The sequence below is a fragment of the Streptomyces sp. NBC_00091 genome, assembly GCF_026343185.1.
Taxonomy (GTDB): Bacteria; Actinomycetota; Actinomycetes; order Streptomycetales; family Streptomycetaceae; genus Streptomyces.
The window spans coordinates 3,066,931-3,085,140 of the sequence record NZ_JAPEMA010000001.1; the positions used below are offsets into that span (position 1 = coordinate 3,066,931).

An 18,210-nucleotide genomic window follows, 5' to 3' on the forward strand; every position below is an offset into this window, starting at 1 on the left:
GGCCATGCCCCGTGGACGCCACCGCAATCCCGAGCCCCTGCACCGACTTCTCACTCCGACGGCCGTCGCCGGGGTTTCCGTCGCCAGTGCCGGCGCGGCCTGGCTGCTCGCGGAACCCCTCACCCTGCGCCTGCTCGTGGCCCTCACGGCGGCCGCGGGCGTGGGCGGCGCGGTCCTCATGCGCTCCTGGGACCGGGCGGCCGGCCGCCGGGTGGCGGAGCTGGCCCGCGAGCGGGTCAAGGACGAATGGAAGACGGACGAGCGGATAGCCGCGCTCGAATCCGACCTGGAGGAGGCGCGCGTCCTGCGCGCCAAGCTCGATGCGAAGCTGCGCGCCAAGCGCGTCGAACTGGCGGGCCTGCGCGGGGAACACGCCGCGCTGCTGCGCCGGTACGCCACCGCCGAGACCGAGCGCGCCAGCGCCCTGGAGAAGCGCCGGCTGCTGGCCATCGAGGCCGCCACCGCCCCGGCGTCCGGGCCCAAGGAGCTTCCGGCGGTGTCCGAGGAGCGCACCGGCAGCGGCGCGCCCACCCCGGTCGGCTACGCCCGCGCCCACGCGGCGATGGCGGCCCTGGCGCGCAAGGCGGAGGCCAAGCCCGCCGGCGTCGCCGGCCCCGCCCCGGCGAAGGCGCTGGAGGCCCCCGCGACCGCCGACGCGCACACCCGGACGGCGGCCCCCGCCCGCCCGGCCGCGGTCCCGGCCCGCCGCCCGGCGGCGGCCGTGGCCCCGTACGCGGCCCAGCGCCGCTCCGCCTCCCGCGTCGAGGGCGGCTTCGACTTCTTCGGCACCAAGACCGCGGCGCAGGCCCGCGCGGTGATCGAGTCCGTGCAGAACGAGGACCTGGCCGACGTGGTCGGGGCCGAGGCCCTCGCCGTCCACAAGGCGGAGTCCGCGGGCGCCGCCGCCGAACCGCAGTTCAAGCAGGCCACCCCCGAACAGCGCGCGCTGGGCCAGGTCATCGACCTGACGGCCCACGACGAGACCGAGCCCATCGACGTGGGCCAGCTCCGCACGGCGATCTCGTAGCGGACCCGCCCGGGAGCGGACTGTCCACAGCCTGTGCACAAGGTGTTGGGCTGAGCGGGGCTAGCCGCCCTGCACGCTCAGGGACGGCACCAGCACGAGGCACACCGCGACCGCCTCCAGCAGGAGTTGCCAGGTCAGGGCGCCCTTGCGCATCCGCATCGGCGCGGCCCCCAGTGCCAGCACCATCGCCACCACCGCCGCACCGCACAGCGTCAGGAACAGGGCCCCCGGGAAGGGCGCGCAGCCGCCCTTCATGACGCAGCGGCTGCCCGTCTCGGTGGCCAGGACCATGATCAGCATCACGATCAGCGCGGGCACGAACAGCACGGCGCCGATCACCGCGCGCACGCGGATCCGGACGGCCGCGTCGGAGGGGGGCGCGGCGACGGTCAAGGGCTGGGGCTTCCAGGTCATGCCGCCATCCTGTCCCCGGGGGCCGGCACGGGGATCCGTACGCGTACTCAGTCCGTACGGCCCCCGTACCCAGGCGGGCGTACCCACACGGGCGCCGGTCGGGGCTCAGAACAGCGGCAGCTGCCCCGCGTGCGGCCCGAGGACGAAGCCGTCCAGGGTCGGCGCCGAGGCGCCGAGCACCACCCGGGCCCGGGAGCCGGGGCAGGACACCAGCTCGCCGCGGCCGCGCCCGGAGGGAGGGTCGTGGCGGGCGATCCGGCCGGCCGTCACGGCGCAGTCGCGGCCGCAGGAGGGGCAGGCCCGTCGGGGGGAGTGGGACATGCCCCCAGTCTGCCCTGCCGCACCGACACCGAAGCCGTCAGGAGGCGTTGGAGGCCCCGGCGGACTCGGGGGCCTTCGCGTCCCTGGAGGCCAGCCACGCCCCGTGCGCCCGGTCCACCTTGGCCCACAGGGCCTCCCGGTCCGCCTGCGTCAGATCGCCGAGGTCCCGCCCGAAGACGCCCGCGAGGACCTCGAAGAACTCCTGCGGCCCGGCCAGCTCCCGCTCGGTCGTCGGCTTCGCGGCGGCGACCCGGCTGAGGACGCGCCCGCGCAGGACGTCCATGCCCTCCGCGTCACACCGGAACAGCGCGAGGGTGCGTACGAAGGGGGAGTCGGGGGAGGTGGACAGCCAGGTGTGCGTCTCCTCGAAGTCGGCCGTCGTCGCGGGTGCGTCACGGAGGTTCACCCGGGCCAGGTGCCCGAAGGGGGTGAAGAGGCTCCAGCCCGGGCCCTCGCCCTCCAGCGGCTCCAGCCGCTCCACCGCGTACCGGAAGCCGCCCTGCTCGTACGCCCCCTCGCGCAGCGGCAGCGGCTCGTACGGGCCGTCCCCGAGCCCGGCGTCCACCCAGTACGCGGCCCCGCCGACGCGGACGGTCAGGGTGAGGTGCTGCCCGTTGACCACGCGCGACGCGGCATCGGCCTCGACGCCGCCGAGGTGGCGCGTCACCTCGTAGCCCAGGTGCTCCAGGAGCGCCGCGAAGGCGCCGTTGAGGTGGAAGCAGTAGCCGCCGCGCCCGGCGGAGAAACGCCGGACCGACAGCTCGGGGTCGATGCCGGGCGGCCGGCCGAGCTGGATGTCGATGTTGTCGTAGGCGATGCGTTCCAGATGGGCGCGCTGGAGGGCGAACAGCCCCTCGGCGGAGGGGGCACCGGGATCGGTGATGCCGAGCCGGCGCAGGTAGTCGGTGTACATGCCATTGGTCATGGGGGCACCCTAGGACGCCCCACTGACACCCTCCCGCGCCCTTTCCGCCGGACTGTCAGGTCAAGGCGCCGTCACTTGCCGTCACTTGTCGATGTCGCCGACCACGAAGAAGAGCGAGCCCAGGATCGCCACCATGTCCGCCACCAGCTGCCCCGGCAGCAGGACGGCCAGCGCCTGGATGTTGTTGAAGGAGGCGCTGCGCAGCTTCAGCCGGTACGGGGTCTTCTCGCCCTTCGAGACCAGGTAGTAGCCGTTGATGCCGAGCGGGTTCTCGGTCCACGCGTACGTGGCCCCCTCGGGCGCCTTCAGCACCTTGGGCAGGCGCTGGTTGATCGGGCCGGGCGGCAGCTCGGCCATCCGGTCCAGGCAGGCCACGGCCAGGTCGAGGGCGTTGTGCGTCTGGTCCAGCAGCACCTCGAAGCGGGCCAGGCAGTCGCCCTCCGTGCGGGTGACCACCTTGAGGACGTCCTGGAGCTCCCCGTAGGCCAGGTACGGCTCGTCGCGGCGCAGGTCGAAGTCCACGCCGGAGGCGCGGGCGATCGGGCCGGAGACCCCGTACGCGTGCACCGCCTCGGCGGACAGCACGCCGACGCCGCGCGTACGGCCGCGGAAGATCTCGTTCCCGCGGACCAGCTTGTCGTAGACGTCCATGCGGGTGTTGACGTCGGCGATGGCGGCGCGGGCCCGGCCGAGCCAGCCGGCGGGGAGGTCCTCCTTGAGGCCGCCGACGCGGTTGAACATGTAGTGCATGCGGCCGCCGGAGATCTCCTCCATCACGGCCTGGAGCTCCTCGCGCTCGCGGAACGCGTGGAAGATCGGGGTGATGCCGCCCAGCTCGAGGGGGTAGGACCCGAGGAACATCAGGTGGTTCAGGACCCGGTTCAGCTCGGCGAGGAGCGTACGCATCCACACCGCGCGCTCGGGGACCTCCATGCCGAGCATCCGCTCGACGGCCATGACCACGCCCAGCTCGTTGGAGAAGGCGGACAGCCAGTCGTGGCGGTTCGCGAGCATCACGATCTGGCGGTAGTCGCGAGCCTCGAAGAGCTTCTCGGCGCCGCGGTGCATGTAGCCGACGACCGGCTCGGCGCTGGCGATCCGCTCGCCGTCCAGGACGAGCCGCAGGCGCAGCACGCCGTGGGTGGAAGGGTGCTGCGGTCCGATGTTGAGCACCATGTCGGTGCTCTCCGCGGCACCGCCGATGCCGACCGTGGTCTCCGTCATGGCCGCATTGTCTCAGTCCTAGGGTGGGTGCATGGATACGGGGACGAAGGGTGAGACGGGCCGCCCTGAGTGGGTGGGCCTGCCGGGCGGGCTGCGCGGGGTCCGGCGGCTGCTGCTGGCGATCTGGACGGTGCCGCTCACGGTGGCGACCGGCGTGTCGCTGGGGCTGGCGTTCGGGCCGGGATGGGCGGCCTTCGCGGCGTTCTGGCCGGCCGTGCTGGTCTGGGGGTGGGTGCTGATCGGGCGGAACTGGCGGTCCTGGCGGTACGCGGAGCGGGCGGACGACCTGCTGATCAGCCGGGGGGTGCTGTGGCGGGAGGAGACGGTGGTCCCGTACGGGCGGATGCAGCTGGTGGAGGTGAGCTCGGGCCCGCTGGAGCGCCGCTTCGGCCTGGCCTCCGTCCAGCTCCACACGGCGGCCGCGGCGACGGACGCCAAGATCCCGGGCCTGGCCCCGGCCGAGGCGGAGCGCCTGCGCGACCGCCTGACCGCCCTGGGCGAAGCAAGGTCGGCGGGCCTGTGACGGGCCCTGCGGGGCGTGCGGAGGAGGGCGACCCGGCGCGGCCGGGCGACCCGGCGGCCCCCGTGGGTCCGGCGGCCCCGGCGGGGCGCCCGGGTGCCCACGCCGCCGTCCCGGCGGAACGCCCCGGAACGGGGTCCGGGGCGGAGCCCGGGGGAACGGTGGAAGGGCGGGGAGGGGCCGGCCCCGCGCAGCGGCACCCCAGCCCGGCACTGGCACCGGCACTGGCACCGGCCCTGGGCACCGGACCCGCCTCCCCGCCGGGAGGCGAACGGCGGCTGCACGTGCTGACCCCGCTGCGCCGCGCATGGGTGCCCATCACCGCCACCACCGGTGTCGTCATCCAGCAGGGCGAGCGCGCCCAGGAGTGGGTCGGCGGCCTCACCCCCGCCGTGCGGCTGCTCATGGTGGCCGGGCTGGTCCTCGTCTTCGGCACGTACGGCTTCCTCAGCTGGTGGTTCACCCACTACTCCGTCACCGACACCGAGCTCCGCATCCGCACCGGGCTGCTCTTCCGCCGCACCGCCCACATCCGCCTCGACCGCATCCAGGCCGTGGACGTCACCCGCCCGATGCTGGCCCGGGTGGCGGGGGTCGCCAAGCTCCGGCTCGACGTCATCGGCACCGAGGCGAAGGACGAGCTGGCCTTCCTCGACGAACGCGACGCCGTCGCCCTGCGCGCCGAGCTGCTGGCCCGCGCGGCCGGCTTCGCGCCCGCCGAGGCCGTCGCCGTCGGCCAGGCCCCCGCGCGGGAGCTGCTGCGCGTGTCCGTACGGGACCTGGTGGTCTCTCTGCTGCTCGGGCTCGACGTGTGGGCGGCGCTCGCCGGCGGGCTCGTCGCCCCGCTGGTCGTGTGGCGGGTCAGCGACAGCCTCTGGGCGGCCGCGGTCATCCTGGTGCCGCTGCTCGGCGCGGCGTGGGGCGGCACCGTGGGCCGGTTCCTCGCCGGGTACGACTGGACCGTCGCCGAGTCCCCCGACGGGCTGCGCCTGGACCACGGGCTGCTGGACCGGGCCCACGAGACCGTCCCGCCGGGGCGCGTGCAGGCCGTACGGATCGTGGAGCCGCTGCTGTGGCGGCGGCGCGGCTGGGTCCGGGTGGAGCTGGCCGTGGCCGGCTCCAAGAACGGGGTGCTGGTCCCGGTGGCCACCCGGGCCGCCGCCCACGCCCTGATCGCCCGCGTGCTGCCGGGCGCGGACCTGGCGGGCCTGGCCTTCAGCCCGTCCCCGCGCGCGGGGTCGCGGTGGGTGGTGCCGGTGTGGTGGAAGGGGTACGGCCTGGCCGTCTCGGAGGAGGTCTTCGCTGCCCGGCGCGGGCGCCTGTGCCGGCGTACGGAGATCGTTCCGCATGCGAAGGTGCAGAGCGTGCGCCGCTCACAGGGCCCCTGGGAGCGCGCCCGCGGGGTGGCCGACCTGCATGTGGACACCGGCGCGAACACCACCGTCACGGCCCGGCTGCGCGGCGCGGACGAGGCCTCCGCGCTGCTGGACGCCCAGGCGGTCCGCTCCCGCACCTCCCGCGCGGCGGCCCGCCCCGACCGATGGATGACCTGACGTGACGACGGCCTACGAGGCGCTGCTGGGCACCGATTTCGACGGCAGCCCCACCGACGACCCCTACGACGTGATCTACGACGGCCACGACCATCCCCGGCACCGGGACCGCGTACCCGGCCTCGTCGCCCTCGTCGCCGACCCCGGCGGGGCCGCCGGCGAGCGCCTCATGGCCCTCGTCGCCCTGGTGTCCTGGGCCGAGCCGGCCGGCTTCGAGGCCGTCGTCCGGGCGGCCGGGGACCCCCGCGCGACCCCCTGGTACGACTGGTCGATCGACCGCTGGTTCTCGGCGGACCGGAGCTACGGGCTCTTCTGCGAAGCCGCCGCCGGCAGCCGCGAGTTGGCCGAGGAGAAGGGCACGACGGCGCTGCGGACCGAGACCTTCCGCGCCCTGATCGGGCTCGCCGACCGGGAGGGCTTCGACGACCGGCTGGGCGACGTCCTGGACGCGGAGGCCGTACGGGCCTGCCTGCCCGAGATCCGCGCGGTCATCGACCGGGGCATCGCCCGGATCCGGGACGGCGAGCGGTTCCACTTCGACGTGGAGACCCAACTCGTCGACCTGGCCGGCTCGGTGACCAGGGTCGACGAGGAACTCGCCGTGGACCTGCTCGGGCGCCTCCTCGCCCATGCCCCCTCCGGCCGCGCCCTCCAGCACGCCGCCGGCCCCGTCGCCCGCTGCCAGGGCCCGGCCGGCCGGGCCCTGGCAGCCCGGCTGTGGGACTCCGGGAACGCGTACGTACGGGAGGTGCTCGGGGGGCGAGAACCAGCCGGGGGCGATTTTCGGACAGACGTTCCGGCTGGATGAAACCGTGTTTGTGTTCGCAACGTCCCTTCGGTAGACAGGTACGCACGCAAGTGACGGCACAACACGTCAGGGGTGGGTGATTGGCTTCGCCCTCTCCCTAGCGGGAGCGGGTTCCCACCCTCGCGGGTGGGGTTTCCTGCTTCACCACGGACCGCCCCGACCGAGAGGAGGACTCCCGATGAGGTCTTACACCCGCTCCACAGGCAGCGACCGCCAGCCCGGCGGCCAGAAGATTCACAGCGGCGTTCCCGTCCCGGTCATGGGTGGTCCCGCAGCCTTCGCACGTCCACTCACGGACGTCCAGGGACAGCGCCTCGGCGATGACCCCACAGACGGAGCAAAGGCGCGTGCTGGGAAACCACCGGTCCACGATGATCAGCGTGCGCCCGTACCAGGCCGTCTTGTACTCCAGCATCCGCCGGAGCTCATGCCAGCCCGCGTCGGAGATGGCACGGGCGAGCTTGTGGTTCTTGAGCATGTTGCGGACGGTCAGATCCTCGATCACGAGCGTTTGGTTTTCGCGCACGAGTCGAGTCGTCAGCTTGTGCAGGTGATCCCTGCGCCGGTCGGCGATCCGGGCATGGATCCTCGCCACCAGGGTCCGGGCCTTCGCCCGGTTCCTGCTGCCCTTCTCCTTCCGGGCCAACGCCCGCTGCGCACGCACCAGGCGCTCCCTGTCCCGACGTTCGTGCCTCGGGTTGGCGACCTTCTCCCCGGTCGAGAGGGTGACGAGGGACGTGAGCCCCATGTCGATGCCCACGGCATTCGTGCTGGCCGGCATGGGCGTTGGAGTGTCCTCGCACAGCAGGGACACGAACCAACGGCCGACACTGTCCCGGGAGACCGTGACGGTGGACGGCGCCACACCCGTCGGCAGCGGACGCGACCACACCACGTCCAGCGGCTCGGTCATCCTGGCGAGCCGCAGCCGGCCGTCGGCGTAGCGGAACGCACTGCGCGTGTACTCGGCCGAGGCCCGGGACTTCCGCTTCGATTTGAAGCGGGGGTACTTGGACCGCTTCCTCCAGAACGCCACGAACGCGGCCTGCACATGCCTGAGTGCCTGCTGCAACGGCACACACGAGACCTCGGCCAAATAGGCCAGATCTTGTGTCTGCTTCCATGCCGTGAGCATCGCGGAAGTCTGCCCGTAACCCACCCGCTCGCCTCGGGTCCAAGCCTCGGCCCGGGCGGCAAGGGCCAGGTTGTAGACCTTCCGCACGCACCCGAACGTCCGCGCCAGCTCAACTGCTTGCGCGTCCGTCGGATGGAAGCGGTATTTGAAGGCCCGCTTCACGGGAGAAGCCCCCATGTTTCAGACGCTAGGGGCGGTTACGATCCGAGCACAAGCCTGGGTCAGAACATCACGCAGGGGCAGTTGGCCGCTGCGCGACCCAGGGCCACGATGCGCTTTCTCCCCCGGACAAAGCCGGGGGCATCCACGCAAGGAGACTGGCGATGAAATTCGACATGGGCAGTACGACGCTGTCCGAGCTGGGCAAGGCCACGGGTGGCTCCAGCGACGACCTCGGCACGCTGATCAAGCTGCTGATCGCCGCGGCGGACCCGCTGGAGGGCAAGTTCAACGGTGTCGGGCGGGCCGCGTTCGACTCGTTCAAGCGGCGCTCGGATGCGATCACGGGCGAGCTGAACGCCTCGCTGCGCGCCATCATCGGCGGTCAGTCCGGGATGGACACCTCGTTCACCTCCGGTGACCAGGAGCAGGGCGACAACGCCCACCAGAACATGGGCTCCGCGAACTTCGACGCCGCCCGCTTCGGCGCGCGCTGACACCGGGGGACTGAAGCATGGGACAGAACCAGGACCGCACCTCGTACGACGTCGCCGCCTCCGTGGAGGTCCAGGGCGGGCTCGGCGGGATCATCGGCCAGCTGGAGCGGGTGCTCGGTGACCGTGACGCGGCGGTGAAGGCGGCGATGGCCGAGTTCACGGCCGACGGCGTCTCGGACGAGTACCACGGCAAGGAAGTCCGCTGGAACAAGGCGGCGAACGAGGTGCGCGACATCATCCGCCTCGTGCGCACCACGCTGGAGCAGAACGACTCGACCGCCCAGGCCACGCTCGCGAAGGCCAAGGCGGCGGTGGACGGCATCGGCTGACGCAGGCCGGCACGGACGCGAGGGACGCGAGGACACGGGGGTAGGGCATGGACTGGGACATCAAGCCGTCCGGCGTGCAGGGGGTCGTCAACAAGACGATCACCGCCGCCGAGGGCTTCCAGAAGGCGGGCAAGACGCTCCAGGAGCAGCTGCCGCAGGCGGCGCAGCACGCCGGCACCGTCACGCCGGGCGGCGGCACCGGCGGTGAGGGCGGCGGCATGGGCCCGATCGCCGGCGCGCTGGGTGAGCTCATGAAGTCCCACGAATACCGTCTCGGGTACATCGGGGCGCGTACGGAGGCCTCGCTGAACGGCGCCATCAAGGCGACGACGGCGTACGTGCAGGGCAACATCGAGCAGGCGCAGAACGCGCAGAACGAGGCGCTGAAGGAGCCGAAGGTCGACCTTCCGGGGGCGGGGGAGAAGTGACGGACCACGTACCGATCAATCCGTGCACGATCCCGCAGTTCACGGGCGACCTTGACCTGCTGGAGACGAACAGGAACGCGATCGCGACGGCGGCGGGCACCTTCCGTGACGCGGGTTCGAACGTCGACTCCGAGTTCCAGGGCCTGTCCGCGTTCTACACGGCGCCGGAGGCGGCGCAGTTGTTCGCGACGACCAAGCCGGTCAAGACCGACAGTGATTTCTTCGCGGACCAGCTGGAGTCGGCGGCGAAGGCGCTGGGCGAGTACGTCACCGAGGCGCGCCCGATCGTGGCGCGGCTGAAGGAGCTCCAGGCGAAGGCCACCACCTTCACCAACAAGATCAGCGGGGACGAGCACTGGAAGGACGACGGGGACAAGATCGATGAGAACAACGATCTGATCCACGACGTCAACGCGGCCGTCTCCGCCTTCTGGGCGGCCGAGCGGACCTGTGCGAACAAGATCCGCGCCTTGTACTGTGCGCCGCCGCTGACCGCCGACGACGGCTCGCACGGCGCGAACATGTACGGCTACAAGGGCGAGGACCTCAACAAGGCGCAGGACCTGCCGTGGGGTTCGCAGCTGGAGGAGACCCACCGCTGGTACGAGATCGGTCACTGGGCGAAGTCCTTCGTCTGGGACGGCCTGATCGTCGACGGCATCTGGGGCACGATCCGCGGCCTGGGCACCCTCGTCGGCGTCGATGGCTGGGACAAGGCGGGGCAGGCCTGGGTGGGTCTGGCGAAGCTGGCGACCGGTCTGGCGATCACCACCATCCCGGGCGTCGGCACGGCGTTCTGGATGGCCGACGACAAGCAGCTCCCGGGCTGGCTGCGTGACTCGCGCACGGCGATGAAGGAGACCGGCAAGGCGCTGGTCGCGTGGGACGAGTGGGGCAAGAACCCGGCCCGCGCGGCGGGTGCGGTCACCTTCAACGTCCTGACCACCGTCTTCACCGGCGGCGCCGGTACGGCCGCCAAGGCGGGCTCGGTCGCGAAGGTGATCAGCGTGGCCGGCAAGGCGGGCAGGCTGATCGACCCGATCACCTACATCGGCAAGGCCGGCTCGCTGGCCAAGCTGAAGATCGGCGACCTCTTCGCGAACCTGGGCAAGGTCGACGGGGCCTTCCCGAAGCTCGACGACGTGGTCTGGAAGGACCTCCCCAAGGCCGACGCCCCGGGCGTCAAGTTCCCGCACCCGGACGACACGGTCCGCCTGCCCGACGACGCGCTGGGCCGCCCCCAGTACTACGACAAGACCACCAACCAGCTCCTGGACCACAAGGGCCTGCCCAAGCAGGACCTCACCTCGGTCCCCAAGGGCCCCGACCACCCCCTGGCCGAGGTCCCCAAGCGCCAGGAAGTCACCGTCGGCGCCCCGGCCCACTCGGTGACGGGCACCGCGGACAACGCGGCCCACCCGATCGCGGGCACCGCGGACAACGCCGCGCACACGGTCGACAACACCGCCCACCAGCCCGGCGGCACGGTGGACAACACCCCGCACAACAGCCACACCGAACCCGGCGGCACGGGCGGCCATGGCAACACGGACACCACCCCCACCGGCGGCGGCCACACGGAAACCCCGTCCACGGGCGGCCACGGCGACGGCCCCGGCACGGGCGGCGGGCACGGCGACGGCCCGACGGTCCCGCACCAGGGCGAGGGCCCGGGTGGCGGTTCTCTTCCCGATGGCCCCACCGGAGGCGTGGACGACGGGACGTTCCCTGGCAAATCCGAGCCCAGGCCGGACGGTAACCGCTACATCGAGGAGCCTGATCACGCCCCGACGGCGCGGTTCTACGACGAGGTGCGCGCCAACCCGGAAACCCTGGACATCGCTGCGATTTCCGATAACACCGGTATCCGTCCCGAGGTGCTGGACCGTGTGCGCACCCATTTCTTCCTCACCGAGCACCTGGTGGCCGACGGCCCGAACCTCGTAAGGAATGGCTACTTCACTCCGCGCCAGGACATCGCCGAGATCTGGCAGGCAGCCGGCCAGCGTAGTCTGACACCTGAGGAAGCGACGAAGTTCGAGCGCTATATCGGGCACGAATACGTGGAGAGTCAGCTGATCGAGGGTGGTCTTCCGTACCTTCGTGAATCCCCACATCTGTGGAATGAGTTCCAGAACGAAGGCGGCAATCTTGAGTACTATCACGATTTCCCCAAGCGTACTGAAGACGCCGGAGCCCATGACCTTGCGCTGAACGAGAGAAAGGGCGGGTTCAACCACTGGGCTGGGGCTGGCTTCGACGTGCCGAAGGTCGAGCTGGCATCCGATCTTTCAAACATCGACGAGGTGGTGGCAGCCCTCAAGGAGGAGCTGCGATCGAAGGGAATTGAGCTCAAATGACCGACGGGGAAGCATCCTCCATGCTGAATCGCCTGCGTGCGGTGGAATGGATGGGTGACGACTGGGATTACGCGTACGGGCATGTCAACTCGCGTCGCGTCCTGTTCCGTGAGTATCTGCGGCGAGCCGCCGTGTGGTCCCAGGCGTACTCGGCTGAAGGTTGGCCGTTCTTCGACGTCACACGTTTCGTGGACCCCGGTTTCGAACCCTCCCCAGAACTCAAGGAAGAGCTGGACGATTTCCTGAAGCGGCTTACCACCAAAGAACTCCGGAACACATGCGCGGGTGCAGTGCGTCTGGCTGAACTCCAGGCGCAGAACCCGGCCGTGGGTGCCGGTCTCCCGGACCTCTACGAACCGCTCGTCATCTTCTATGAGCGGGGAGGGGATTTCGCCTATGACAACGCTGGTTGGCTCGACCTGACCGGCGTACGGTACCGCCCTGCTCCGAGGGAGAGCTATCTCAGCAGTTCGCCGATCGTACTGCTCAGCGACGTTGTCCTCGACGCTCTGGACGTCACGGCACGGGTCACGTACTACACCGCAGCCGACGGCCAGGGGCCCCTGTTGAGGCGTTGTGTGCTGAGGGACGGCCAGTCGGACGAGCTGTTCGCCCGCGATCTGCGCTGGGAGCCGACTGACCTGCTCCCCGCCTCCGAAGGGTCGATGAAGGAGGCTGGGCTGGTCGAGATCGACGAGCTGGCGGCGACCCGGCTCATCGGTGCGATCGTGGCTGCAGGCTCGGGATCGAACAGCTGACCGCGAACAGTCAGCGGTCCCAGTGCCCGGATCGACTCTGAGGGAACCGTGATCACGTCCGAGCCGGTGGGCGAGTGGTTCTGGGAGCCCTCCCCGCTGACCGATGCCCTCGGGAGCGGAGCTTCGAGGGCGCTCGATCTGCTGAGGGACGTCAGGGATGCCCTGGCGGTCATCGGGCTGGTCACCGGTGAGGGCACCGGATCGGTCGTGCTCTGTGACCGGCGGGCCGAGAAGTTGTTCGGGGTGCGGGTCCACGTGTGGGGCGAGGGCGCGGTGATGCTCGTACTGTCCGCCTACGCCGATGCCTGGCTGACCCAGGACCTCCGGGAGCGGCCGCAGCCCGAGGTGGCCGCGGAGAATGCGCCCCGGCTCGCCGCCGGGCTGAAGCGGATCTCCGAGCTGACGGGGGCGGAGGTCGACCCCGGCGACCCGACCTGGCACGCCTGCCCCACGGCGGACGGGTTCGCGGAGGGACCGGAGTACGACGACTCCTGGGGCAACTTCGAGGTCCCCGCGCGCTGGAGGCGGCTCACGAAGCTCCTCCCCGGCGGACTCGGGGAAGAGGACTACGAGAGCAGCACCGAGGAGCCCGTCCGGTACGCCGGGGTGCGGCGCGGGGAGCGGCTCCTCGGCTACCTCTGGGCGTCGGCCGACGGCGCGGCCGGCTACGGGCCCCGTACCGCGGCGGGTGACGCGGCCTTCGAGGCCGGCGTGCCGTGGCTGCTGAGGCTCCGTGCCCTGCGCCTGCGGGGGTTGGGGGCGCTGGAGGCGTTGACCGAGCTGCTCGGCGGCTTGGACGACAGCACGAACGGCTCGGTCGTCGGGTCCACGGTGCACGAGGCGGCTTCGCTGGATGCGTTGGAGGAATTGTCGGGAAGGCACTGACGGTGTCGGCACCCGCAGCCGAACGGCAAGGTGCACGCTTGCCCGACCACGCGATGGGAACGACGATGAGTTTCTCGATCCAGGCAGGCTGCCCGGCCGCACGGAGGTGTGAATCGGCTGCCGACATGGCTGACGCGGTCGGTGAGATGTACTCCTCCGAGGCCGAGGACGCCATCCTCGTCTGGAATCTGGTGCCGGTCCGGCTGTCGTACGGCTATGACCTCGCCGCTCTCATCGACGACCTGGTGCCCCTTCTTGAGGAAATTCAACGGCCGGAATTCTCGGAGACCGAGGTCTTCTGGGGATCCGACACGTTCTCGGCCGAATGGAGGATCACCCGCGAGGGCGGCGATTCGCTGAGGATCCAGGCGCGCTGGCACAGCGCGCTCGGGAGCTATGAGTCGCTGCTGGCCGAGCGGGGCGATTCGGTGGTCCGTACGCAAGTATTCGTCAGCGAGTGGGCGAAGGTTCTGCAGCGGATCGTGACCGATATGGAGGCGGAGTCCGTGCAGTTGGACGACGACGACATCTTCCTCCGCGCCAAGGCCCTGCTCACAGCCTGAGTCACAGGTGTTCGCCTTCTTCCCGGGGCCCGGGGCCCGGTGCGCAGAGCGCCCGGCCCCGGGAAGCGGGGATGGAGCCAGATGTTCGGAAACGTCGAAGCCCGAAGCCACTCCCGTGCTGGAGCGGTTGTGCGGCGGGGCCGTACCGCTGGCGGATGCCGCCGGGAGCGGTGCAGCGAAGGCGCTCGGGCTGAGTCAGGCGCCGCGCGGAGAAGCAGTTCACCGTACGGATCGACGTGTGGGGCGAGGGCGCGGTACTGCTGGCGCTGTCGGCCTATGCGGACGCCTGCTGTGGGAGGATCGCGGCCGACTGGAAGGGGATGGGGAGAGATGACGGTCATCGTGGACGGCCACTTCGGCCCGTGCCCCGAGAGCGCGGACTGGGTCAGGAGACAGGACGAGCGGCTGGCCGCCAATATCGAGGAGCTCGCCGCGCTCCCGGCCGAACTCGACCGGGTCTGGGAGCAGGCGGACCTGCACGTCCAGTCGCGGACCCTTGTCGACCCGACGGCCGCCGAACTGACCACATGGGAGACGGTGGTCGATGCCGCGCAGCTGGGGTCGGCGCTCTTCCGTACGGCGGGGATGGCCGATGGCACGACGCAGTGCCGCATTCACCACGAGCTGCGCACCCTGCCCGCGACGGGTCCGAACCACGCGGCGCGCGCCGCGGCGTGGGTGCGCGCGTTCTGGTACGCGATCATCACGCGCGACCAGCCGCGGATGACGGAGCTGTGCGAGCTGCCCCTGGACGTGCTGCGGGCCTCGGGTGCGGATCACGACGACTACCTGTTCCACTGGGTGGCGGCGCTCCAGGCGTACTGGCTGAAGCGGCCGGAGCTGGTGGAGGAGCTGACGGCCACCTTCGGCAGGTCGCATCCTGATGTGACGGTGATCGCGGGGCGGGAGTACGTCCAGCACGTGGCGTATCCGCCGATCAACCTGTTCTACAAGTTCCTCCGCAAGGACGAGGAGGGCTTCCACGCGGCGCTCGTGGAGGCTCTGGAGCTGCACAAGCGGTACTGGACGGCTACGCCGGAGCGGGCCGAGGACATCGAGGGGCTGGTGCCGCTTGGCATCCTCGCCGTCGCCTGTCTCGCCTACGACGGTGGGATCCCGGTTGGGGTCGAGTCCCCGTACCTGCCCGGGCACCTGCTCAAGCGCTCTTGGGTGGGGGAGTTCGAGGGATGAGTTCCGCGTTGATGCTCGAGCGGCTGCGGGCGGTGGATTGGGATTGCGACTGGGACCGCGCGTTCGACCGCGTCGGGTCGCGTCGGGTGCTGTTCCGTGAGTATCTGCGGCGGGCGGCGGTGTGGGCGCGGGCGTACGGGGCCGAGGAGGTCTGGCCCTTCTGTGATGTGACGCCTTACGTCGACGCGGAGTTCGAGCTCGATCTCGAAGTCGCGGGCGGGCTGGAGGAGTTGCTGCGCCGCCTGCTCAACGGGGAGGTGGGGGCCACCTGTACCGGCGCCGTGCGGCTCGCGGAGCTGCGGCTGCGGAACCCGGCCGTGGGGGCCGGGCTGCCGGATCTGTACGAGCCGCTCGTGCTCTTCTACGAGCGGGGCGGGGCGTTCTTCCGGGACTGCTCGGGGTCCTTCCTCGACCTGACCGGGGTGATGTTCAAGCACGGGCCGCTGGAGGGGCAACTCGGCGGGCTGCCCCTGAGCGTGCTCACTCCGCCCGTCCTCGACGCCCTCGACGCCGAGGGCCGGGTCACGTACTACACGGCGCCCGACCGCCCGGGCCCGCTCCTGCGGCGGCGCGTGCTGCGGGACGAGCGGTGGGACGAACGGCTCGGCCCCGGCCTCCGCTGGGAGCCGGACCGCTTCGACGAGACGGTCCTGACCTGGATCGACGAGCTGGAGGCCGCCCGGCTCATCGGCGTCGGTGAGGGGCAGTGCACGTGACGGGCGGGCTGATGCGGGCGCCGCGGGAGTGCGGGTCGTGGTACTGGGACTTCGAGGAGGCCGGCGGGGCGGGAGTGGGGGCCGCGCTGCGGACGGCGGCCGCCATGGCCGGCGTACTGGGGCGGCACGGGCTGCTGGAGCCCGAGGCGCTGGAGTGGGCCTGGGTCTTCGGGGAGGGCGGTGGCCGCCTCGAGCTCGCCGGCCGGGCGCTGGACGACGGCGCCCTGCCCGGCCGGGTGATGGAGCTGCGGCCCGTCGGCGCGGCGCGGGCCGAGCCCGGGGCGCTGTACGTGCTGGGGTCCGGGACCTGGTTCGACGCGGCGGGCCGGGGGCACCGGGAGCCGGGGCTGGTCGAGCTGAGCGTGGATCCGGACCCGGTGACGGGGCTCTTCGCGGAGCTGGCCGTGCACCACGACGTGTGGGGGACCTGCGACTTCCGGGGCACCCCGCATCCGGAGGTGTACGGGTACAACGCGCCCCGGCTCGGGGCGGCGCTGGCGGAGCTGGACGAGCTGCTGGGGGTCCCGGCGGAGCCGGGCGAGCCCACCTACTTCGGGATGGCCGAGGGGTACGGGCTGGTAGCGCCGGACATCATCGACGGGGTGGGGCCGGACCTCACCGACCTGATGGGGTTGTGGAGACGCTGAACGGGGAGTGCGAGGGGTTCGTGCGGTACTCGTGCGGATACTCGTTCGGTCCCGCGTACGCCGAAGTGCAACCGGAGCCGCCGGTTTCCTCGTCGTGAGGGGGCGTACTAGCGTCAGGGGCGACAGGGGAGAAGGGAGGCCGGGGTGGCGGCTGAGGATTACGACAGCCAGTTGCTGGAATCCGTCGCGGTACGGCGGCGCCGGATGCGCGACGCCGTGCTGTTCGGGGCGCAGCGCGGGCGGCGGGTGGCCGACGAGCGGATCGGGAAGGCCGTCGCCGGGCTGGTGATCGCGGCGGTGCTGTGCGCCGGCTGCGTGGGGTGGTCGTTCATCTCGCACCGCCTCATCGGCAAGACGGGAACGCCCGGGCAGGTCAGTACTCGGTGATAGGTTCGAGCGCGTGGTGAGCATGGGGGCGGGAAGCGGTACGGCACTGAGCCGGGTCACCCTGGTCGGTGAGCGGCGGCGGATGGATCTCGTACTGCCGTCCCAGGAGCCTGTCGGGCGGCTGTTGCCCGACGTCATACGGATGCTGGACGACCGGGTGGCCGCGCAGCCGATGCTGCGGCACCTGGTGACCGGCGACGGATCGGTCATCGAACACGGCACCTCCCTCGAGGACGCCGGGGTCGCCGACGGGGCCGTACTGCGCCTCGTACGGGTGCAGGACGTGCCGTCCGCGCCCGTGGTACACGACGTCACCGACGAGGCGGCCGAGGACCTCGACGTACGGGCCTGGCGCTGGCGGCCCTCCGCGCGGCGGGTCACCGCCGGGGCGGGGCTGGTCGGCTGGGCGCTGGTGGCCGGGTGGTTCGCCCGGGCGGAGTTCGCGCCGGGGGCCGTGGCGGGCGCGCTGCTCGCGGCGGCCGCCGTCTGCGGGGCCGTCGGGGCGCTGGCCGGGCGGCTGAAGCGGTCCGGGCTCGCGGCGGCACTGCTGGCCTGCGCCGGTGCGGTCGGGGTGCTCGGGGCGTGGACCCTGGGCGACGCGCAGCACTGGGGTGCCATGGGCCGGCTCGCCGCCGTGGCGGGTGCGCTGGCCGTGGGACTCGCGCTGCTGGGGTGGTTCACGCCGCTCGGGCGGGGCGGGTTCGTCGGAGCCGCCGCCGTGGCCGGGCTGACGGCCATCTGGGAGGGCGTGGCCCTGTTCCAGGGGCAGGCGGGCGCCCGTACCGGGGCCGTGCTCGCCGTGGTCTCGGTCGTCCTGCTCGGGCTGCTGCCCCGGCTCGCGCTGGCCGCGGCCGGGCTCACCGGGCTCGACGACCAGCGGGCGCGCGGGGCTTCGGTCAGCCGGTACACGGTCGCGACGGCCCTGGGCGCCACCCACCGGGGCATGGTGCTGGCCACCCTCGCCACCGCCGTCTCGGCGGGTGCGGCCGGGGTGCTCGCGCTGCGGGAACCCGACATCTGGACGGTGTCGCTGGCCTCGGCGGTCGCCGTCGTGCTGTGGCTGCGCGCGCGGGCGTTCCCGCTCGTCGCGGAGGTGGTCGCGCTGCTGCTGGCCGGGGCCGCCGTCACCGTGGCCGCCCTGCTGGTGTGGGCCGGACGGGCCGGTGCGGCCGGGCCGTTGGCGGTCCTGCTGGCGCTGGCCCTGGCGGCGCTCGGCGTCCTGGCCGTTCAGCCGCCCGAGCACGTACGGGTCCGGCTGCGGCGGTTCGGGGACACCGCCGAGTCCATCGGGGTCATCGTGCTGTTCCCGCTGCTCATCGGGGTGTTCGGCGTGTACGGGCGGCTGCTCGGCACCTTCGCGTAA

The 18,210-nt window shown here is 71.9% G+C and carries 21 protein-coding genes; 16 read left to right on the forward strand and 5 right to left on the reverse strand.

Annotation, left to right across the window (positions count from 1 at the left end; genetic code table 11):
• Window positions 1-4 precede the first annotated feature (4 nt).
• The gene (locus tag OOK34_RS14210) at window positions 5-1,027 is read left to right on the forward strand and encodes a hypothetical protein (protein ID WP_267034235.1); all 1,023 of its coding nucleotides are present in this window, start codon (window positions 5-7) and stop codon (window positions 1,025-1,027) included.
• A gap of 60 nt (window positions 1,028-1,087) precedes the next feature.
• On the opposite strand, the gene OOK34_RS14215 is transcribed toward OOK34_RS14210, so the two are convergent.
• The 4 genes from OOK34_RS14215 to OOK34_RS14230 all read right to left on the reverse strand — a co-directional run bounded on the left by OOK34_RS14215 (window position 1,088) and on the right by OOK34_RS14230 (window position 3,911).
• The gene (locus OOK34_RS14215; RefSeq protein WP_267034236.1) at window positions 1,088-1,441 is read right to left on the reverse strand and encodes a hypothetical protein; all 354 of its coding nucleotides are present in this window, start codon (window positions 1,439-1,441) and stop codon (window positions 1,088-1,090) included.
• A gap of 105 nt (window positions 1,442-1,546) precedes the next feature.
• Window positions 1,547-1,762, reverse strand: coding sequence for a hypothetical protein (locus tag OOK34_RS14220; protein WP_267034237.1), 216 nt, complete (start codon window positions 1,760-1,762; stop codon window positions 1,547-1,549).
• Between the two features lie 37 nt (window positions 1,763-1,799).
• Window positions 1,800-2,687 (reverse strand): arylamine N-acetyltransferase, encoded by an 888-nt coding sequence (locus OOK34_RS14225; protein ID WP_267034238.1) that lies wholly within the window; start codon window positions 2,685-2,687, stop codon window positions 1,800-1,802.
• Between the two features lie 81 nt (window positions 2,688-2,768).
• Window positions 2,769-3,911, reverse strand: coding sequence for an NADH-quinone oxidoreductase subunit D (locus OOK34_RS14230; RefSeq protein WP_267034239.1), 1,143 nt, complete (start codon window positions 3,909-3,911; stop codon window positions 2,769-2,771).
• 31 nt (window positions 3,912-3,942) lie between these two features.
• Here OOK34_RS14230 and OOK34_RS14235 point away from each other — a divergent pair, with 31 nt between their 5' ends.
• The 3 genes from OOK34_RS14235 (at window position 3,943) to OOK34_RS14245 (ending at window position 6,792) form a co-directional block, all read left to right on the forward strand.
• Complete coding sequence (locus tag OOK34_RS14235; protein WP_267034240.1) at window positions 3,943-4,434, forward strand: PH domain-containing protein; 492 nt, start codon at window positions 3,943-3,945, stop codon at window positions 4,432-4,434.
• Between the two features lie 209 nt (window positions 4,435-4,643).
• Window positions 4,644-5,984, forward strand: a complete 1,341-nt coding sequence (locus OOK34_RS14240; protein ID WP_267036734.1) for a PH domain-containing protein — start codon at window positions 4,644-4,646, stop codon at window positions 5,982-5,984.
• 1 nt (window position 5,985) lies between these two features.
• Window positions 5,986-6,792, forward strand: coding sequence for a hypothetical protein (locus OOK34_RS14245; protein WP_267034241.1), 807 nt, complete (start codon window positions 5,986-5,988; stop codon window positions 6,790-6,792).
• A gap of 97 nt (window positions 6,793-6,889) precedes the next feature.
• Here the strand turns inward: OOK34_RS14245 and OOK34_RS14250 are convergent, their stop codons facing one another.
• Complete coding sequence (locus OOK34_RS14250; protein WP_267034242.1) at window positions 6,890-8,104, reverse strand: RNA-guided endonuclease TnpB family protein; 1,215 nt, start codon at window positions 8,102-8,104, stop codon at window positions 6,890-6,892.
• Between the two features lie 146 nt (window positions 8,105-8,250).
• Here OOK34_RS14250 and OOK34_RS14255 point away from each other — a divergent pair, with 146 nt between their 5' ends.
• The 12 genes from OOK34_RS14255 (at window position 8,251) to eccD (ending at window position 18,210) form a co-directional block, all read left to right on the forward strand.
• Window positions 8,251-8,583 carry a hypothetical protein gene (locus OOK34_RS14255; protein WP_267034243.1) on the forward strand — a complete coding sequence of 111 codons (333 nt, stop codon included), beginning with the start codon at window positions 8,251-8,253 and terminating at the stop codon, window positions 8,581-8,583.
• A 17-nt stretch (window positions 8,584-8,600) separates the two neighbouring features.
• Window positions 8,601-8,912: a pore-forming ESAT-6 family protein gene (locus OOK34_RS14260; RefSeq protein ID WP_267034244.1), complete on the forward strand. Its 312-nt coding sequence runs from the start codon at window positions 8,601-8,603 to the stop codon at window positions 8,910-8,912.
• 47 nt (window positions 8,913-8,959) lie between these two features.
• Window positions 8,960-9,340, forward strand: a complete 381-nt coding sequence (locus tag OOK34_RS14265) for a DUF6507 family protein (protein ID WP_267034245.1) — start codon at window positions 8,960-8,962, stop codon at window positions 9,338-9,340.
• Window positions 9,337-11,700 (forward strand): hypothetical protein, encoded by a 2,364-nt coding sequence (locus tag OOK34_RS14270; protein WP_267034246.1) that lies wholly within the window; start codon window positions 9,337-9,339, stop codon window positions 11,698-11,700. Before OOK34_RS14265 ends, OOK34_RS14270 begins: the two co-directional genes overlap by 4 nt.
• On the forward strand, window positions 11,697-12,458 hold the full coding sequence (locus OOK34_RS14275) for a hypothetical protein (protein WP_267034247.1): 762 nt from the start codon (window positions 11,697-11,699) through the stop codon (window positions 12,456-12,458). The genes OOK34_RS14270 and OOK34_RS14275 overlap by 4 nt, the downstream gene beginning before the upstream one ends.
• A gap of 48 nt (window positions 12,459-12,506) precedes the next feature.
• Window positions 12,507-13,343 (forward strand): hypothetical protein, encoded by an 837-nt coding sequence (locus OOK34_RS14280; RefSeq protein ID WP_267034248.1) that lies wholly within the window; start codon window positions 12,507-12,509, stop codon window positions 13,341-13,343.
• Window positions 13,344-13,381: 38 nt separating this feature from the next.
• The gene (locus OOK34_RS14285; protein ID WP_267034249.1) at window positions 13,382-13,906 is read left to right on the forward strand and encodes a hypothetical protein; all 525 of its coding nucleotides are present in this window, start codon (window positions 13,382-13,384) and stop codon (window positions 13,904-13,906) included.
• Between the two features lie 330 nt (window positions 13,907-14,236).
• Complete coding sequence (locus tag OOK34_RS14290) at window positions 14,237-15,097, forward strand: immunity 49 family protein (protein ID WP_267034250.1); 861 nt, start codon at window positions 14,237-14,239, stop codon at window positions 15,095-15,097.
• A complete protein-coding gene (locus tag OOK34_RS14295; RefSeq protein ID WP_267034251.1) occupies window positions 15,094-15,813 on the forward strand; it encodes a hypothetical protein in 720 nt (239 codons plus the stop codon). The genes OOK34_RS14290 and OOK34_RS14295 overlap by 4 nt, the downstream gene beginning before the upstream one ends.
• A complete protein-coding gene (locus OOK34_RS14300; RefSeq protein ID WP_323183419.1) occupies window positions 15,810-16,460 on the forward strand; it encodes a hypothetical protein in 651 nt (216 codons plus the stop codon). Before OOK34_RS14295 ends, OOK34_RS14300 begins: the two co-directional genes overlap by 4 nt.
• A gap of 204 nt (window positions 16,461-16,664) precedes the next feature.
• Window positions 16,665-16,847, forward strand: coding sequence for a hypothetical protein (locus tag OOK34_RS14305; RefSeq protein ID WP_267036736.1), 183 nt, complete (start codon window positions 16,665-16,667; stop codon window positions 16,845-16,847).
• Between the two features lie 22 nt (window positions 16,848-16,869).
• Window positions 16,870-18,210, forward strand: coding sequence for a type VII secretion integral membrane protein EccD (eccD, locus tag OOK34_RS14310; protein WP_267036737.1), 1,341 nt, complete (start codon window positions 16,870-16,872; stop codon window positions 18,208-18,210).

What these genes read in the sequence shown, in the direction of transcription:
- OOK34_RS14210 (WP_267034235.1), top strand. Translation starts at nt 5, where the DNA reads ATGCCCCGTGGACGCCACCGCAATCCCGAGCCCCTGCACCGACTTCTC.
- OOK34_RS14215 (WP_267034236.1), bottom strand. Translation starts at nt 1,441, where the DNA reads ATGACCTGGAAGCCCCAGCCCTTGACCGTCGCCGCGCCCCCCTCCGAC.
- OOK34_RS14220 (WP_267034237.1), bottom strand. Translation starts at nt 1,762, where the DNA reads ATGTCCCACTCCCCCCGACGGGCCTGCCCCTCCTGCGGCCGCGACTGC.
- OOK34_RS14225 (WP_267034238.1), bottom strand. Translation starts at nt 2,687, where the DNA reads ATGACCAATGGCATGTACACCGACTACCTGCGCCGGCTCGGCATCACC.
- OOK34_RS14230 (WP_267034239.1), bottom strand. Translation starts at nt 3,911, where the DNA reads ATGACGGAGACCACGGTCGGCATCGGCGGTGCCGCGGAGAGCACCGAC.
- OOK34_RS14235 (WP_267034240.1), top strand. Translation starts at nt 3,943, where the DNA reads ATGGATACGGGGACGAAGGGTGAGACGGGCCGCCCTGAGTGGGTGGGC.
- OOK34_RS14250 (WP_267034242.1), bottom strand. Translation starts at nt 8,104, where the DNA reads ATGGGGGCTTCTCCCGTGAAGCGGGCCTTCAAATACCGCTTCCATCCG.
- OOK34_RS14255 (WP_267034243.1), top strand. Translation starts at nt 8,251, where the DNA reads ATGAAATTCGACATGGGCAGTACGACGCTGTCCGAGCTGGGCAAGGCC.
- OOK34_RS14260 (WP_267034244.1), top strand. Translation starts at nt 8,601, where the DNA reads ATGGGACAGAACCAGGACCGCACCTCGTACGACGTCGCCGCCTCCGTG.
- OOK34_RS14265 (WP_267034245.1), top strand. Translation starts at nt 8,960, where the DNA reads ATGGACTGGGACATCAAGCCGTCCGGCGTGCAGGGGGTCGTCAACAAG.
- OOK34_RS14275 (WP_267034247.1), top strand. Translation starts at nt 11,697, where the DNA reads ATGACCGACGGGGAAGCATCCTCCATGCTGAATCGCCTGCGTGCGGTG.
- OOK34_RS14290 (WP_267034250.1), top strand. Translation starts at nt 14,237, where the DNA reads ATGACGGTCATCGTGGACGGCCACTTCGGCCCGTGCCCCGAGAGCGCG.
- OOK34_RS14295 (WP_267034251.1), top strand. Translation starts at nt 15,094, where the DNA reads ATGAGTTCCGCGTTGATGCTCGAGCGGCTGCGGGCGGTGGATTGGGAT.
- OOK34_RS14305 (WP_267036736.1), top strand. Translation starts at nt 16,665, where the DNA reads ATGCGCGACGCCGTGCTGTTCGGGGCGCAGCGCGGGCGGCGGGTGGCC.
- eccD (WP_267036737.1), top strand. Translation starts at nt 16,870, where the DNA reads ATGGGGGCGGGAAGCGGTACGGCACTGAGCCGGGTCACCCTGGTCGGT.